14 protein-coding genes are annotated in these 16091 nt (G+C 61.7%); 4 read left to right on the forward strand and 10 right to left on the reverse strand.

Going from position 1 to position 16091, the window contains the following annotated elements:
• Positions 1-171 precede the first annotated feature (171 nt).
• Together J3P79_RS02210 and J3P79_RS02215 are read left to right on the forward strand one after the other, a co-directional pair.
• Entirely contained in the window at positions 172-594 is a 423-nt protein-coding gene (locus tag J3P79_RS02210) for a phasin family protein (protein WP_434607787.1), read from the forward strand.
• Between the two features lie 10 nt (positions 595-604).
• Positions 605-1519 (forward strand): phasin family protein, encoded by a 915-nt coding sequence (locus tag J3P79_RS02215; RefSeq protein ID WP_434607789.1) that lies wholly within the window; start codon positions 605-607, stop codon positions 1517-1519.
• Between the two features lie 90 nt (positions 1520-1609).
• Here J3P79_RS02215 and J3P79_RS02220 read toward each other — a convergent pair whose 3' ends face one another.
• The 10 genes from J3P79_RS02220 to J3P79_RS02265 form a co-directional block, all read right to left on the reverse strand.
• Positions 1610-2230, reverse strand: a complete 621-nt coding sequence (locus J3P79_RS02220; RefSeq protein ID WP_434607791.1) for a TetR/AcrR family transcriptional regulator — start codon at positions 2228-2230, stop codon at positions 1610-1612.
• A gap of 57 nt (positions 2231-2287) precedes the next feature.
• Positions 2288-3970 (reverse strand): class II poly(R)-hydroxyalkanoic acid synthase, encoded by a 1683-nt coding sequence (gene phaC / locus J3P79_RS02225; protein WP_434607792.1) that lies wholly within the window; start codon positions 3968-3970, stop codon positions 2288-2290.
• A gap of 111 nt (positions 3971-4081) precedes the next feature.
• Positions 4082-4939, reverse strand: a complete 858-nt coding sequence (gene phaZ / locus J3P79_RS02230) for a poly(3-hydroxyalkanoate) depolymerase (protein WP_039592414.1) — start codon at positions 4937-4939, stop codon at positions 4082-4084.
• Positions 4940-5198: 259 nt separating this feature from the next.
• Positions 5199-6878, reverse strand: a complete 1680-nt coding sequence (gene phaC, locus J3P79_RS02235; RefSeq protein ID WP_434607794.1) for a class II poly(R)-hydroxyalkanoic acid synthase — start codon at positions 6876-6878, stop codon at positions 5199-5201.
• Positions 6879-7156: 278 nt separating this feature from the next.
• Positions 7157-7534: a gamma-butyrobetaine hydroxylase-like domain-containing protein gene (locus tag J3P79_RS02240; protein ID WP_434607795.1), complete on the reverse strand. Its 378-nt coding sequence runs from the start codon at positions 7532-7534 to the stop codon at positions 7157-7159.
• 177 nt (positions 7535-7711) lie between these two features.
• Positions 7712-9049 carry an ATP-dependent protease ATPase subunit HslU gene (hslU, locus tag J3P79_RS02245; protein WP_434607797.1) on the reverse strand — a complete coding sequence of 446 codons (1338 nt, stop codon included), beginning with the start codon at positions 9047-9049 and terminating at the stop codon, positions 7712-7714.
• Between the two features lie 43 nt (positions 9050-9092).
• Complete coding sequence (gene hslV / locus J3P79_RS02250; protein WP_003186641.1) at positions 9093-9623, reverse strand: ATP-dependent protease subunit HslV; 531 nt, start codon at positions 9621-9623, stop codon at positions 9093-9095.
• Between the two features lie 275 nt (positions 9624-9898).
• Positions 9899-10612 carry an SPOR domain-containing protein gene (locus J3P79_RS02255; protein WP_434607799.1) on the reverse strand — a complete coding sequence of 238 codons (714 nt, stop codon included), beginning with the start codon at positions 10610-10612 and terminating at the stop codon, positions 9899-9901.
• A 1-nt stretch (position 10613) separates the two neighbouring features.
• Positions 10614-12350 carry an arginine--tRNA ligase gene (gene argS, locus J3P79_RS02260; RefSeq protein ID WP_434607801.1) on the reverse strand — a complete coding sequence of 579 codons (1737 nt, stop codon included), beginning with the start codon at positions 12348-12350 and terminating at the stop codon, positions 10614-10616.
• A 147-nt stretch (positions 12351-12497) separates the two neighbouring features.
• Positions 12498-14717 (reverse strand): primosomal protein N', encoded by a 2220-nt coding sequence (locus J3P79_RS02265; RefSeq protein ID WP_434607803.1) that lies wholly within the window; start codon positions 14715-14717, stop codon positions 12498-12500.
• Positions 14718-14887: 170 nt separating this feature from the next.
• On the opposite strand from J3P79_RS02265, the gene rpmE reads away from it, so the two are divergent.
• Positions 14888-15106, forward strand: a complete 219-nt coding sequence (rpmE, locus tag J3P79_RS02270) for a 50S ribosomal protein L31 (protein WP_434607805.1) — start codon at positions 14888-14890, stop codon at positions 15104-15106.
• A 41-nt stretch (positions 15107-15147) separates the two neighbouring features.
• Entirely contained in the window at positions 15148-15930 is a 783-nt protein-coding gene (locus J3P79_RS02275; RefSeq protein ID WP_434611318.1) for a thermonuclease family protein, read from the forward strand.
• Positions 15931-16091: the final 161 nt, after the last annotated feature.

Consider the following 16091-nt stretch of genomic DNA (forward strand, 5'->3'; position numbering starts at 1 on the left):
TTTGACTGATCCATCGCTTTCGCGAGCAAGCTCGCTCCCACAAAGGTAGTCATCGCCCGCAGGTTTTGTGTCAGTTGTTAGGGTGCCCTTTCTAATTATTCTCACTACTTTGTGCCTGAGCCCGTCCGTGTGCGGGCAGTTCCTCAAACCTTTTTTCGAGTGAGGTGCACCATGGCCAAAGTTATCCTGAAGAAAAAAACCGACGTTGAATCTTCCACGCTGAGCGACGTGAAAACGTACGCGCGCAAGATCTGGCTGGCGGGCCTGGGCGCCTACACCAAGGTCGGCCAGGAGGGCAGCGAGTACTTCCATGAACTCGTAAAGGCTGGCGAAGTTATTGAAACCAAAGGCAAAAAGAATATTGCCGGGAAACTTGAAGCGGCCAATAGCGAGCTGATCGAAGCCAAGACCGACGTCAACACATTCAAGGCCAGGGTCGAAGTTCAACTCGACAAGGTCGAGAAGGTATTCGACGCGCGTGTTGCAAGCGCCTTGAATCGTATCGGCATTCCGTCTAAACATGACGTTGAGACACTCTCTGCTAAGCTCGATGAGCTGACGGCATTGCTCGAACGTGTCGCGCGTAAACATTAAGGAGAACGGGATGGCTGGCAAAAAAATCACCGAAAAAGAAGGCAGCTCGTGGGCCGGGAAGATTGAAAAGTACTCCCGCAAAATCTGGCTGGCTGGTTTAGGCGTGTACTCGAAGATCGACACTGACGGCAGCAAACTCTTCGAGTCCCTGGTTAAGGACGGCGAGAAAGCCGAGAAACTCACCAAGACGGCGGTCGGCAAACAAGTCGACGCAGCCAAGGACTCTGCCGAGTCCGCCAAGTCGCGCATGGGCGGTGTGAAAGATCGCGCACTGGGCAAATGGGATGAGCTGGAAGGGGCTTTCGACAAGCGCCTGAACAGTGCGATTTCCCGTCTGGGCGTGCCTAGCCGCAATGAAGTCAAGGAACTGCACAACAAGGTCGACACCCTGACCAAGCAGATCGAGAAACTCACCGGGGCCAAGGTCACGCCGGTCGCGACCAGAGCAGCCACAACCAAGACGGCGGCGGCCAAGCCTGCGCCGAAGACGGCAGCCAAGCCACTGGTCAAGGCTGCGGCCAAACCGGCGGCCAAAGCAGTGGCAAAAGCAGTGGCCAAGCCTGCCGCCAAAACCGCAGCGGCGAAACCTGCTGCGAAGGCAGCGGCCAAACCGGTAGCGGCAAAAGCAGCAGCCAAACCTGCCGCTAAACCTGCGGCCAAAACCGCGGCAGCCAAACCGGCCACCGCGAAACCTGCAGCCAAGCCAGCGGCAAAACCTGCTGCAAAAGCCGCAGCAAAACCAGCAGCGGCGAAAAAACCTGCCGTGAAAAAACCGGCCGCACCCAAAGCAGCCGCACCGAAGGCGCCAGCCGCAGCCGCCAAGCCGGCAACTTCGGCGAGCACGACTAACTCCGCCGCGGCTCCGGCTCCGGTTGCCACACCAACGACCGCGCCGACGCCATCGACGCCTCCTACTCAGTCCTGATCTCCAGGGTTGATAAAAACGCCCGGCCTGCATAGGTCGGGCGTTTTTATCTGTGCGATAGATTCGCAGCGGTGGGCGCACTGCCGTTCGTTAGTCGTGCTCTTCCAGATACCGCAACGCCATTCGCTCGGTCGCAACCTTGATCGCCGGTGGCAGGTGTGGCGCCACCAGCATCATGATCTGATAGACCACTAGGCGAACTTCGCCTTCGCGATCCAGGATTCGCTGGTAGTCGAGCGAGAACAATAAGGTCATGGTGATCTGCTCCACCAGTTGCCCCAACGCCTGGGTGTCGCTGACCAACAATCCTTGGGCCTTTAGTTGCGCGAGCAAGGAGGCCAGGGTGCGCTTCAGCGCGTTGAGCAATTGGCGAATACCCTTGGCCAGCTTTGGCAAACGCCCGGCCAGGTTCGACAGGTCCTGGAAGAGGAATCGGTACTGGGCCAGGCGTTCGACGATCAGGTGCAGGAACAGCCAGTAGTCCTCCGGCGCCAGCTGCGCGTCGGCGGGTGGGTCCAGCAGCGGCGCCAGCTCGGCCTGGAATCGCTCGAACAATCCGAGTATCAGCGGTTCCTTGCCATGGAAGTGGTAGTAGAGGTTGCCGGGGCTGATACCCATTTCGTTGGCAACTTCCATGGTGGAAACGTTTGGCTCGCCCTTTTCGTTGAACAACAGCAGGGCACATTCAAGGATTCGGTCGCGGGTCTTCATCCGGTCTTCTTAATGGTGGAGTCGTGCCACGGCCCGCATACGACCGTGGTGAGGCAGTCAGCGCACACGAACATAGTTCCCTGGCGCGGCTTCCAAGGGGGGATATTTGCTGTTGCCCAGCGCCATGACCGTTTCGCGCTGGGCACCGGAGCGTTCCTGGATCCAGCCCAGCCATTGGGTCCACCAACTGCCCTCGATGTGCTTGGCGTCGTAGTACCAGGCCCTGGGATCACTGCTCAGTTTCGGGTTCTCGATGTAGTTGGCCTTGGGGTTGCCCGGCGGATTGAGAATGCTCTGGACGTGGCCGCTGTTGGACAAGACGAAGCGTCGATCACCGCCCAGCAGCAAGGTCGAACGATAGACCGCATCCCAGGGTGTGATGTGGTCGTTGATGCCGGCCACGCTGAAGCTGTCCACCGTGACTTTTTGCAAGTCGATTGGCGTGCCGCACACTTCCAGCGCGCCTGGGCGGGTCAGCGGGTTGTGCTTGAAAAAGTCCAGCAGGTCGCCGTGGTAGGCGGCCGGAAGCCGGGTGCAGTCGTTATTCCAGTAGAGGATGTCGAACGCCGGTGGCTCCTTGCCCAGCAGGTAGTTGTTGACGAAGTAGGTCCAGATCAGGTCGTTGGGGCGCATCCAGGCGAATACGCGGGCCATGTCGCGGCCGTCGAGAATGCCCCTCTGGTAGGAGCGACGCTTGGCAGCCTCAAGGGTCTGTTCGTCGATGAGCAGCGTGGCCGGGCTTTCGATCTCGCTGTCCAGCAGGCTCACCAGATAGGTTGCGCTGGCGACCCGGCGCAGCTGGCGCTTGGCCTGCAGGTGGCCTTGCAGGGCGGCGATGGTCATGCCGCCGGCGCAGGCGCCCATCAGGTTGACTTCGCGCGCGCCAGTGATTGCCCGGCACACGTTCATGGCTTCTTCCGTTGCCTCGACATAGCTGGACAGGCCCCATTCACGATGGCGAACGTCGGGGTTGCGCCAACTGATGATGAAGACCTGCAAGCCGTTCTTCAGGGCATATTGGACGAAGCTGTTGGAAGGGCTGAGGTCGAAGATATAGAACTTGTTGATCTGCGGCGGCACGATCAGCAACGGCGTGGCGTACTGCTTTTCGCTCATCGGCTTGTACTGGATCAGTTCCAGCATCTCGTTGCGAAACACCACCGCACCGGGCGTGGTTGCCAGGGTCTTGCCGACTTCGAAGGCCTGGGGCGTGACCTGCCGCGGCAGTCCGTCGTTGTGCAGCAGGTCGTCCACCAAATGGCTGATGCCCCGGATCAGGCTGGTGCCGCCGGAGTTGAACAGCTCCTTGATCGCCAACGGGTTGAGCAAGGTGTTCGAGGGCGACACCGCATCGTTGAGCAAGGAAAAAGTGAAATGGGCGCGGGCGCGATCATCCGGGGTCATGTCGCTTTCATCGATCCAGCTCTTGACCTGTTTTTGCCAGCTCAGGTAGGCCTGCAAGCTACGGCGGTAGAACGGGTTGAGCTGCCAGGTGGGGTCGGCGAAGCGCTTGTCGTTGGGGTTGGTGGGGTGCAGCGTTTCCCCCAGCAGCACACGCCCCAGTTGACTGCCCAGGCGCAACGCATGCCGGGCGCTGTGCACCGGGTTGCGCAAGCCATGGGCGGCGACGTTGCGCAAAGTCGATAGCAGGTCCCTGCCGCGCAGGCCGGTGACGGCGCTTTGTGCATTGATGAAACTGGCAGGGGCGGGCATGGAATCCTTCGCCGGTTTGTCGCGCATGAGTCAACTCCTTCGTCATCAGGCTAAAAACAAACACACCGAACCAGACAACATAGTCGCTGTTTCGGGTAGTTGCGTGATCCGGCGTCCTGCCAGGCGCAATTGGCGGTGTCAGCCGCCACCCAGCGGCGCGGGATGCGGATGCATGACCGCGCGCTGACGTTCTTCCTCCAGGAATTTCATGATGATCGGTGCCACGGCCTCGGCCCGGGTGATCAGGAACAGATGGCCGTCATCGATGATGTGCAACTGCGAATTGGGGATGCGCCAGGCCAGCATGCGCATGTTGATCAAGGGAATGAGCGGGTCGTCGTCGCCGGCCAGGATCAGGGTCGGCTGGTGGATCTTGTGCAGCCAATGGATGCTGGTCCAGCCAAGTCCCGCGAAGAGTTGCCAGTAATATCCGAGCTTGCCAGCCGAACGCACCTTGGCCGCGTGACGGGCTGCCAGGCTAGGGTCGCGGCGGAAGGAGCCGCCATAGATCAGCGGGGCGATGCGCATCACATGGGATGGCTGCACGTAGCGCCGGGGGCTGGCCATCATCCACAGCACCTTCGGCTTGCCGGGTACCATCACCGCGCCGGCGGCCGTCGCGGCGAGCACCAGCTTCTTGCAGCGCTCGGGATAGTCATGGGCGAACTGTTGCGCCAGGGCGCCGCCCCAGGACACGCCGATCACGTTGACCTGCCCATAGTCCAGGTAATCGAGCATCCGCGCGGTGAGCTTGGCCAGGCCAGGAAAGCGATACGGTCGGCTCGGTGTCGAAGAACCGCCGACGCCGGGCACATCGAAGGCGATCACTTCCAGGTCCGGGTCCAGGGCCTCGATGAACGGGAAGACCAGCTCCAGGTTGGCGCCGATGCCATTGAAGATCAGCAGCGGCGTCAAATGGGGCTTGCCGGGACGTACCGCGGTGCGCAAGGTCTGGCCATCCAGGTCGACGGTACGGAAGATGTACGGTTGCGGCATGCTTCAAGCCCTGTGGGTTGGGTCGCTGTCTTTCATTTTTCCCCGATCCCCTGTGGGAGCGACCTTGCTCGCGATGACGGCGGCACATTCAGCATTAATGTGCGCTGATACACCGCAATCGCGAGCAAGCTCGCTCCCACACTGGATCTGCTGTGAACATGAGTTTGATGTTCGCCAGCGCTGTGGGTCTTGCATTCAGTGTCGGCTGGCGGGATGTATTCGTGAGCAAGCCCACCCCCGCAGCAGACGAGTTGCACCGTTACCGCTCATGCACATACGTACCCGGCGCCGCTTCACCGGCCACGTAGGTCTTGTTGCCCAGCACCGTCGGTGCCTTTTTCAGCTTGCCCGAGCGCTCGGCCTGCCAAGCCTGCCAGTGCAGCCACCAGGAGTCGGTGTGCTTGGTGGAGTTTTCCATCCAGTCCTCGGCCTTGGCCGGCATGTCCTCGCTGGTCATGTAGCGCGACTTGGGGTTGCCTGGCGGGTTGAGGATGCTCTGGATGTGGCCGCTGCTGGACAACACGAAATCAACCTTGCCGCCGAACAGCTGCGCCGACTTGTAGCAAGACTTCCACGGCGTGATGTGGTCGTTGGTTCCGGCCAGGGAGAAAATGTCGGCAGTGACCTGCTTGAGGTCGATCGGCGTGCCGCACACTTCCAGTGCATTGGGACGTGTCAGCGGGTTGTTCTTGAACATCTCGATGAGGTCGCCATGGAACGCCGCCGGCAGCCGCGTGGTGTCGTTGTTCCAGAACAGGATGTCGAACACCGGTGGCTCGTTGCCCAGCAGGTAATTGTTGACCCAGTAATTCCAGATCAGGTCATTGGGACGCATCCAGGCGAAGACCTTGGCCATGTCGCGGCCTTCCAGAACGCCGGCCTGGTAGGAATGGCGCTTGGCCGCTTCCAGGGTCTGCTCGTCGACGAACAGGGCCACGTCGGTGTCCAGGGTGGTGTCCAGCACGCTCACCAGCAAAGTCAGGGCATTGACCTTCTTCTCACCCAGCGCGGCGTAATGGCCGAGCAGCGCGGTGCAGGTGATGCCGCCCGAGCAGGCGCCCAGCATGTTGACGTCCTTGCTGCCGGTGATGGCCGTGACCACGTCCACTGCTTCCTTGAGCGCTTCGATGTAAGTCGACAGGCCCCACTCGCGTTGTGCCTTGGTGGGGTTGCGCCAGCTGACGATGAACGTCTGCACGTTACTGCGCAGGCAGAAGCGCGCCAGGCTCTTGTCCGGGCTCAGGTCGAACACGTAGAACTTGTTGATCTGCGGTGGGACCACCAGCAGCGGTCGCTCATGGACCTGCTCGGTGATGGGTCGGTACTGGATCAATTCCAGCACGTCGTTGCGAAAGACCACGGCACCTTCCGTCACGCCCAGGCTCTTGCCGACTTCGAACGCGCCCATGTCCACCTGGCTCGGCATCCCGCCGTTGTTCACCAAGTCCTTGGCCAGGTGGGACAAACCGTCGAGCAAGCTCTTGCCGCCGGTTTCGAAGAAGCGCTTGACCGCTGCCGGGTTGGCCGCCGAGTTGGTCGGGGCCATGGCCTCGGTCATCAGGTTGATCACGAAATGCCCGCGACTGATGTCCTGGGGAGAGAGGCTGCTGTCATCGATCCAGTCGTGCAGCTCCTTGCGCCACGCCAGGTAGGTTTGCAGGTAACGTTTGTAGAGTGGGTTCTGGCTCCAGGCCGGGTCGGCGAAGCGACGATCATCGCTGGCGGGCTGCAGCTCGGATTTGCCGAACAGGACTTTCCTCAGCTCAGCGCCGAAATGGGCCACGTGCTTGACGCTGTGCAGCGGTTGTTTGATGGTCTGGGTCAGCACCATCCGGGCAGAGGCCAGCAGGTCTTTCCTGCGCAAGCCGACGACGGGATTCAAGCCGAGGGTGTTTTCCGAGGCTTGGTACTTCAACTCATCGTTGTTCTTGTTGCTCATCTACGACGCTCCATTGTCCTTCAGACGAGTACCGGGATCGTGCCATGAAGCCGCAAGGCCAATACCAGGTACGCTGCTCGGGGTGACCATTAATTCCGCATCGAGGGCAATGAGGAAACGTGTGCCAGGAACTCGCCGGTTCCTTTGCAGGGAACTTGCCAGCTCCATTGGTTACCCGAGTTTAATTTTTTTCGCAAGCAGGCCAGTCATTGACGTTGCTGCGCGGGCATTCAAGCAGATGAGTCTAGAAAATTCGCCCTAAAGCGCCAGCCCTTGAGCTAGAGCATCAGCTTGACGACGGACTCGTTCGGGTCGCGGGTTTTTCCGGCGACCTTGAGTTCGGCGAGATAATCGTTCCACAGGTCTTCCTGGCGTACCGCCAACTGGTAGAGGTAGTCCCAGGTGAACAATCCGCTGTCATGGCCGTCGTCGAAGGTCAGTTTCAGTGCGTACTGGCCGGCGGGTTCAACCTTGGTCAGGCCGACACCGAGCTTGCCGTATTGCAGGATGGGTTTGCCGTGGCCCTGGACCTCGGCGGAGGGCGAGTGCACCCGCAGGAATTCCGCGGACAGGTGGTATTCCTCGTCTGGCGCGTATTTGAGCGTCAGGGTCTTGGAGGCTTTGTGCAGGTTGATGGCAGTGGGGAGTTTGGTCATCGTCAGTCTCGTGAGGCCTGTGGCGAGGGGATTTATCCCCGTTGGGCTGCATAGCAGCCCCCCTGAAAAGCTGATCACATCAACTTAATACACCACGGTGGCAGGCTTCAGGGCTGCTTCGCAGCCCAGCGGGGATAAATCCCCTCGCCACAAGAGCTCGCTCACACTGGGTGTGGCTTACAGGATATACCGCGACAGGTCTTCGTTCTCAGCCAGTTCGCCCAGGTGACTGTTGACGTACTCGGCGTCGATGCGGATCGGCGCTTCGTTATGAGCGCTGGCCAGGTCGCCGGCGCTGAACGAGACTTCCTCAAGCAAGCGCTCGAGCAGCGTGTGCAGGCGGCGGGCACCGATGTTCTCGGTCTTCTCGTTGACCTGCCAGGCAATCTGCGCCAGGCGCTTGATGCCTTCGGGCGCGAACTCGATGTTCAAGCCTTCGGTCTTCAGCAAGGCGCAATATTGCTCGGTCAGCGACGCATGGGGCTCGCTCAGGATGCGTTCGAAATCCTCGGGCGACAACGCCTTGAGTTCGACACGGATCGGCAAGCGGCCCTGCAGCTCCGGCACCAGGTCGCTCGGCTTGCTCAGGTGGAACGCGCCGGAAGCGATGAACAGGATATGGTCGGTCTTGACCATGCCCAGCTTGGTATTGACGGTGCAGCCTTCGATCAGCGGCAGCAAGTCGCGTTGCACGCCTTCGCGGGACACATCGGCGCCGCCGACATTGCCGCGCTTGGCAACCTTGTCGATCTCGTCGATGAACACAATGCCGTGCTGCTCGACCGCTTCCAGGGCCTTGGCCTTCAACTCTTCTTCGTTGACCAGGCGGCCGGCTTCTTCATCGCGCACCAGTTTCAGCGCTTCCTTGACCTTGAGCTTGCGGCTTTTCTTCTTGCCCTTGCCCATGTTGGCGAACAGGCTCTGCAACTGGTTGGTCATTTCTTCCATGCCCGGCGGCGCGGAAATGTCGACGCCGGCCATTTCGGCTACTTCGATCTCGATCTCCTTGTCATCCAACTGACCTTCGCGCAGACGCTTGCGGAACAGTTGGCGGGTGTTGGAATCCTGGGTCGCAGCGGAGTCGGCGTTGAAGCCCATGCGCGCTGGTGGCAGCAGGGCATCGAGAATGCGCTCTTCGGCGGCATCTTCGGCGCGATGGCGGACCTTGGTGATTTCCTGTTCGCGCAGCAGCTTGATGGCGGCATCGGCGAGGTCACGAATGATCGACTCGACGTCGCGGCCCACGTAGCCGACTTCGGTGAACTTGGTGGCTTCGACCTTGATGAACGGCGCGTTGGCGAGCTTGGCCAGGCGACGGGCGATCTCGGTCTTGCCGACACCGGTCGGGCCGATCATCAGGATGTTCTTGGGCGTCACTTCGACACGCAGCTCTTCAGGCAACTGCATTCGGCGCCAGCGGTTACGCAGGGCGATGGCGACGGCGCGCTTGGCATCGTCCTGGCCGATGATATGGCGGTTGAGTTCGTGGACGATCTCGCGGGGAGTCATGGACATAATAATTGGCGGTCCTCAAGCGGGAGTCTGGGCCTGGACGGGCTTACTCCGCGAGGTCCTGCTCCTCAATGGTCTGGGTGTGGTTGGTGAAGACGCAGATGTCGCCGGCGATGCCCAGGGCTGTCTCGACGATTTCCCGGGCCGACAGATCGGTTTTCTTCAGCAGGGCGCTGGCGGCGGCCTGGGCGTAGGCGCCACCGGAACCCATGGCGATCAGGCCATCCTCGGGCTCGACGACGTCACCGTTGCCGGTGATGATCAAGGAGGCGTCCTTGTTGGCGACCGCGAGCATGGCTTCGAGGCGGCTCAGTGAGCGGTCGGTACGCCATTCCTTCGCCAGCTCGACAGCGGCACGAACCAGATGGCCCTGGTGTTTTTCAAGTTGGCCTTCGAAACGCTCGAACAGGGTGAAGGCGTCGGCGGTGGCCCCGGCGAAACCGGCGATGACCTGACCGTGGTACAGGCGGCGGACTTTCTTCGCGTTGCCTTTCATCACGGTGTTGCCCAGTGAAACCTGGCCGTCGCCGCCCATGACGACTTTGCCGTGACGGCGGACTGAAACGATGGTGGTCAAGGGAAGAGTCTCCACGCAGCGGGGCGAAAATGCCCGGATGGAACTCATATGGGGGTGGCGTGGGGTTTTTCAACTGCGGGGTGGGGGAGGGGATGAGTGGCGTCCCGAGGGCCAATCAAGTTTGTGGCAAAGGCATTCATTGTGGCGAGGGAGCTTGCTCCCGCTGGAGCGCGCAGCGGTCCCAAGCTTTTGGGGCTGCTACGCAGCCCAGCGGGAGCAAGCTCCCTCGCCACAAAAGGCTGTCGCCATCAATCGGTACCACAGGGATGCGGAAATCAGCGGCTCTGACGTTGTTGTAACAACAGGTTGCTGAAGCCGCTGCCCGCCAATAGTTTCTGGGCCTTGGTCAGTTCCTCGCGGTTGCTGAACGGCCCGACCAATACTCGGTACCAGGTTTCTTCCTTCACTGTCCCGGACTCCACGGACACCGACTGGCCCAGCAGAATGATCTGCGCCCGCACCTTGTCGGCATCGGCTTCCTTGCGGAACGAGCCGGCCTGCAAGAAAAACTTCGTCACTGGCGCAGCCTTTTGTACGGGCGGCGCGGGTGGCGGCGTAATGCCGGCCAACGCTGCCTGGGCGCGGGCGGTGTCGATCTTCGCTGCTTCGGCCGGGGTCACCGGCGTCACCGGCGTGGTCGGCACCTGGGGCACTTGCGGCGTCGGCAGGGTTTTCTCCGGCACTGCATCGGGCGGCACGATGACTTCCGATTCCGGCAGTAGGGTATAGAAGTCGTATTTCGGCTTCACCGGTTGCGTCGGGCTCGGCGGAGTCTTGTTGGCCTCGGCGATCCGCGTGGCCTTCTGCTGCTCCTGGCGCACGCGCTTGACGTCATCGCCCTGGCCCGGCTCCAGCTTCATCAAGAAGACAATGAAAGCGCCGACGGTCAGGCCGATGGCCATCCACAACCAGCCCGGAATCGGCTGTTTGGCCGCGGGCTGGTAACGACTGGCGCCGCGTTTTGGGGCTGGTTTTTTCTTGGCGGCCAACTTACATGCGCTCCAGCGTTTCCAGGCCCAGCAGTTCCAGGCCTTGCTTGAGCGTACGCCCGGTCAGCGCGGCGAGGCGCAGGCGGCTCTGCATCTGCGCCGGTGTCTCGGCGCTGAGGATCGGGCAGTTCTCGTAGAAACTGGAGAACAGGCCGGCAACGTCGTACAGATAGGCGCACAAGGTATGCGGCGTGCCCTTGTCTGCGACGTTGTTCAGTACTTCGCCGAACTGAGCCAGCCTGGCCGCCAGCTCCTGCTCATGGGCGGCCTCGAGGACGATCTGGCCTTCCACTTCGTCGAAGTTCTTGCCGAGCTTGCGGAACACGCCTGCAACACGGGTATAGGCGTACAGCAGGTACGGCGCGGTGTTGCCTTCGAAATTGAGCATCAGGTCGAAGTTGAAGCTGTAGTCGCTGGTGCGGTGCTTGGACAGGTCGGCGTATTTCACCGCGTCGATGCCCACGACTTTGGCAATGTTGCGCAGTTCGTCTTCGGCCAGGTCCGGGTTCTTGCCCTTGACCAGGGTGTAGGCGCGGTCCTGGGCTTCGGTCAGCAGGTCGATCAACTTTACGGTGCCACCGTCGCGGGTCTTGAATGGGCGACCGTCGGCGCCGTTCATGGTGCCGAAGCCCATGTGCTCCATTTCCATCGGATGGGTCACGAAGCCGGCCAGGCGCGCCACTTCGAATACCTGCTGGAAGTGCAGGGCCTGGCGCTGGTCGACGAAATACAGCACCCGATCAGCCTTCAGCACGCCATTGCGGTAGCGTACGGCCGCCAGGTCCGTGGTGGCGTAGAGGTAGCCGCCATCGGCCTTGACGATGATCACCGGCAGCGGCTCGCCATCGGCGGTCTTGAACTGGTCGAGGAACACGCACTGGGCGCCGTTGCTTTCCACCAGCATGCCCTTGGCGCGGAGGTCGTTGACCACGTTGATCAGGTCGTCGTTATAGGCACTTTCGCCCATCACGTCGGCCATGGTCAGCTTGACGTTCAGCAGCTCGTAGATTTTCTGGCAGTGGGACAGCGAGATGTCCTTGAACTTGGTCCACAACGCCAGGCATTCGGCGTCGCCGGCCTGCAGCTTGACCACCAGGCCACGGGCGCGGTCGGCGAATTCGGGCGACTCGTCGAAGCGTTGCTTGGCGGCGCGGTAGAAGTTTTCCAGGTCCGACAGCTCATCGCTGGTGATCGGATTTTCCTGCAGGTAGGCCATCAACATGCCGAACTGGGTGCCCCAGTCGCCGACATGGTTCTGGCGGATCACGGTGTCGCCGAGAAACTCCAGCACGCGGGCGACACCGTCGCCAATGATGGTCGAGCGCAGGTGGCCGACGTGCATTTCCTTGGCGAGGTTAGGGGCCGAGAGGTCGACCACGGTGCGCTGCAGCGGGCCGGCCTTGCGCACGCCGAGGCGTTCGTCGGTCAGGGCGGCGTCGAGGCGCGAGGCCAGGGCCTGCGTGTTCTGGAAGAAATTGATGAAGCCAGGGCCGGCAATCTCGGCCTTGGTTACGTTTTCGTCGGACGGCAGCGCGGCGATGATTTTTTCTGCCAGGTCGCGAGGTTTCATGCCGGCCGGCTTGGCGAGCATCATCGCGATGTTGCTGGCGAAGTCGCCATGGGTCTTGTCACGGGTGTTCTCGACCTGAATCGCCGGCGACACGCCTTCTGGCAGCACACCTTCAGTGACGAGTTGGGTGATGGCTTGCTGGATAAGCTGGCGAATGGTGTCTTTCATGGTCTTCTCTTTCAACCGCAGGCGCGGCGGCGCTTTGATGCGCTGGTGGAAAAACTGGGCATTATCCGTGGCGCGGGCGAGCTTGCCAACTGTAGCGGGTCGGTTGGGGATGTGTGGTGATTATTCGGGCGCCTTCGCGAGCCTGGGTCAATACAAATCCACCGGATCCACATCCAGCGACCAGCGCACCGCGCGCCCGCTGGGCATCTGTTCCAGCAACAGCAGCCAGGCGCTCAGCAACCGATGCAGTGGCGCCCGGGCATTGGCCTGTAATAAAAGCTGCGCGCGATAGCGCCCGGCGCGCCGCTCCATCGGCGCCGGGACCGGGCCCAAGAGTTCGATGCCGGTGAGATTCTGCTCAGCCAGCAAGCGCTCTGCCTCGCTGCATGCCTCATCGAGGAAACCTTCGGCCTGGCCCGGTTTGTGAGCCTCGGCCCGCAACAGTGCCAGATGGGCGAAAGGTGGCAGGCCGGCGCCACGGCGTTCGCTCAGGGCCTGTTCGGCAAACGCGAAATAGCCCTGTTCGGTCAACTGTATCAGCAGCGGATGATCCGCCAGGTGAGTCTGGATGATCACTTTGCCCGGCTCTTCGGCACGCCCGGCGCGGCCTGCGACCTGGACGATCAGCTGCGCCATGCGCTCGCTGGCGCGGAAATCACCGGAAAACAGCCCGCCGTCGGCATCCAGGATCGACACCAGGGTGACACGGGGGAAGTGATGGCCCTTGGCGAGCATTTGCGTGCCCACCAGAATGCAGGGCTGGCCCTTCTGGATGGTGGCGAACAGATTGTTCATCGCATCCTTTCGCGAGGTGCTGTCGCGATCCACCCTGAGCACGGGATAGTCGGGAAACAAAATTCCCAGCCGTTCTTCGGCGCGTTCGGTGCCGGCGCCCACTGGACGCAAGTCGACTTTCCCGCATTGCGGGCAGTTGCGCGGTACCCGCTCGGAGTGCCCGCAATGATGGCAGCGCAATTCGCCGTAGCGCTGATGCACCGTCATCCGGGCGTCGCAGCGTTCACAACCGGACATCCAGCCGCAGTCATGGCACAACAGCGTCGGGGCAAACCCCCTGCGGTTGAGGAACACGAGGACCTGCTGCCCGGCGGCCAGCGTCTGGCCGATGGCTTGCTGCATCGGCCCGGAAATACCGCTGTCCAGCGGACGGCTTTTTACGTCCAGGCGCAAGAAACGGGGTTGCTTGGCGCCACCGGCCCGTTCGTTGAGGCGCAGCAGACCGTAGCGACCGGTGTAGGCATTGTGCAGGCTTTCCAGGGACGGCGTGGCCGAGCCGAGCACAATCGGGATGTTTTCCTGGCGGGCGCGCACCAGCGCAAGATCGCGGGCGTGGTAGCGCAGGCCTTCCTGCTGTTTATAGGAACCGTCGTGCTCTTCATCGATGATGATCAGGCCGGGGTTTTTCATCGGCGTGAACAGCGCTGAGCGGGTGCCGATAATGATGTCGGCCTCCCCGTCCCGGGCGGCGAGCCAGGCCTCCAGGCGCTCACGGTCGTTGACTGCCGAGTGCACCAGGGCGATCCGCGCATTGAAGCGCTGCTCGAAGCGCGCCAGGGTTTGCGGGCCGAGGTTGATTTCCGGGATCAGCACCAGAGCCTGCTTGCCGGCTTCCAGGGTTTGGCGGATCAGTTGCAGGTAGACCTCGGTCTTGCCGCTGCCCGTGACGCCTGCCAAAAGAAAAGCGTGGTAGCTGTCGAAGCCCGCGCGAATCGCCTCGCAAGCCGCCCGTTGCTCAGTATTGAGCGGCAGTTCCGGCTGGGCCAGCCAATGTTCATGGCGTGCCCCCGGGGCATGCCTGCGGACTTCCACCTGGACCAGGTCTTTGGCCAGCAGCAGGTCGAGGCTGTCTTTGCTGAGCATCAACTTGCTCAATAGCTGGTGCGCCACGCCATGGGGATGTTGGGCCAGGGTTGCCAGGGCTTCGCGCTGGCGTGGGGCGCGGGCAATGCGCGGATCGTCCAGCGAAGCGCCCGGCGCCACCGACCAGAAGCGTTCCTGGCGCGCTTCGGCCGGTTCGCCCTGGCGCAACAATGTCGGCAGGGCCCAGCTCAGGGTATCGCCCAGGCTGTGCTGATAATACTGGGCGGTCCACAGGCACAGCTTGAGCAGCGGCGCCGGCAGCGCAGGTGTGGCATCGAGCAGGGCCAGGGCCGGCTTGAGCTTGTCGACCGGCACCTCGCTGTGGTCGGTGACTTCCACCAGGATGCCGATCATTTCCCGGCGGCCGAACGGTACCCGCAGGCGCATGCCCGGTTGCAACTGGGCGCGTGGCACGCCGGCCGGAGCCCGGTAATCGAACAGGCGGCGCAGGGGCGATGGCAAGGCGAGGCGCAGGATGGCGTCGGGCACGCGGTGAATTCTCGATTGAGCGGGCGGTGAAGAAGGCCGGGAGCCTAGCAGACGGTTGGTACAAGTTGTAGCTTGCGCGATTAATGTTGTCTGGTAGAATCCGCGGCCTAATTACGTGCGGTATTCAACAATAGTGTTGGGTGGCGGCACGCTAGCCTGAGGAAAACACCATGAAAACCGATATCCATCCAGACTACCCAGTCGTTGCAGTAACCTGCAGCTGCGGCAACAAGTTCGAAACCCGTTCGACCTACGGCAAAGCCATGGCGATCGACGTTTGCAACGAATGCCACCCGTTCTACACCGGTAAGCAAAAGACTCTGGATACCGGTGGCCGCGTTCAGAAGTTCGCCGATCGTTTCGGTGCTTTCGGCGCCAAGAAAGCCTAAGGCTGATTATCTTGGAAAGTCGTTCCGGCTATTCCAGGCTAATGAAAAAGGCGTCCCTGGTGGGCGCCTTTTTTGTGCCTGCGATTTGGTTTTGTGGTGCCCAGGCATCTTGTCCCCTGCCGGGTCAGTTGCCCGAAGCGACCGTACAGCGGGTGGTGGACGGCGACACCTTGTACCTTGAGGACGGTCGTCGTGTCCGCATGATCGGCCTCAACAGTCCGGAGCTGGGTAAGCGCGGGCGTGCCGACGAACCTTTTGCCGTGGCGGCGCGTCAGCGACTCGAAGCGCTGGTGGCTGCCAGTGCTGGCCGGGTCAAGGTGTCGCCCGGCCGTGATGATCGCGACGATTACGGGCGCACGCTCGCCCACGTCTACGACCGCCAGGGCCGCAACCTGGAAGAGCAGTTGATTGCCGAGGGGCTGGGCTTCCTGGTGGCGGTCGCGCCGAACGTCGACCTGGTCGAATGCCAACAGGCCGCCGAGCGCCAGGCGCGGCAAGGGCGGCTCGGGATCTGGAAGAAATCCCCGGTCACGCGAGCGGAGCAAATCAAGACGCCCGGCTTTGCGCTGATCAGCGGCCGTGTAGACAGCGTGCAGCGCAATCGCGGTGGTATTTGGATCGAACTGCAAGGGGCGGTTGTCCTGCACATCGCGCCCAACTCGCAGCGAAATTTCGACGCCTCTGCGTTGAAACGTCTTGAAGGCCGGACGATCGAGGCTCGCGGTTGGGTCGTCGATCGCGCCCGCCGTGGGGAAACCAAGCCCGGGCAGGTGCGTTGGATGTTGCCTTTGACCGATCCGGTGATGTTGCAGCCGGTGCTTTGAGAAAATAATTGTAGACATTTCTACTTTGGATTGTATGCATCAAGCCCTTGTGTTTCGTAGCTCTTGGTCCAAAGTCGTAGGGCAGGGCGCTTGACAGGAGTGACTGGTCAGTCTTGTAGGGACTTTGCGAGGCGCGTATCCTCGGCGGTCCGTCTGTCCAA

This window comes from Pseudomonas sp. R1-7 (genome assembly GCF_051132105.1).
Taxonomy (GTDB): Bacteria; Pseudomonadota; Gammaproteobacteria; order Pseudomonadales; family Pseudomonadaceae; genus Aquipseudomonas.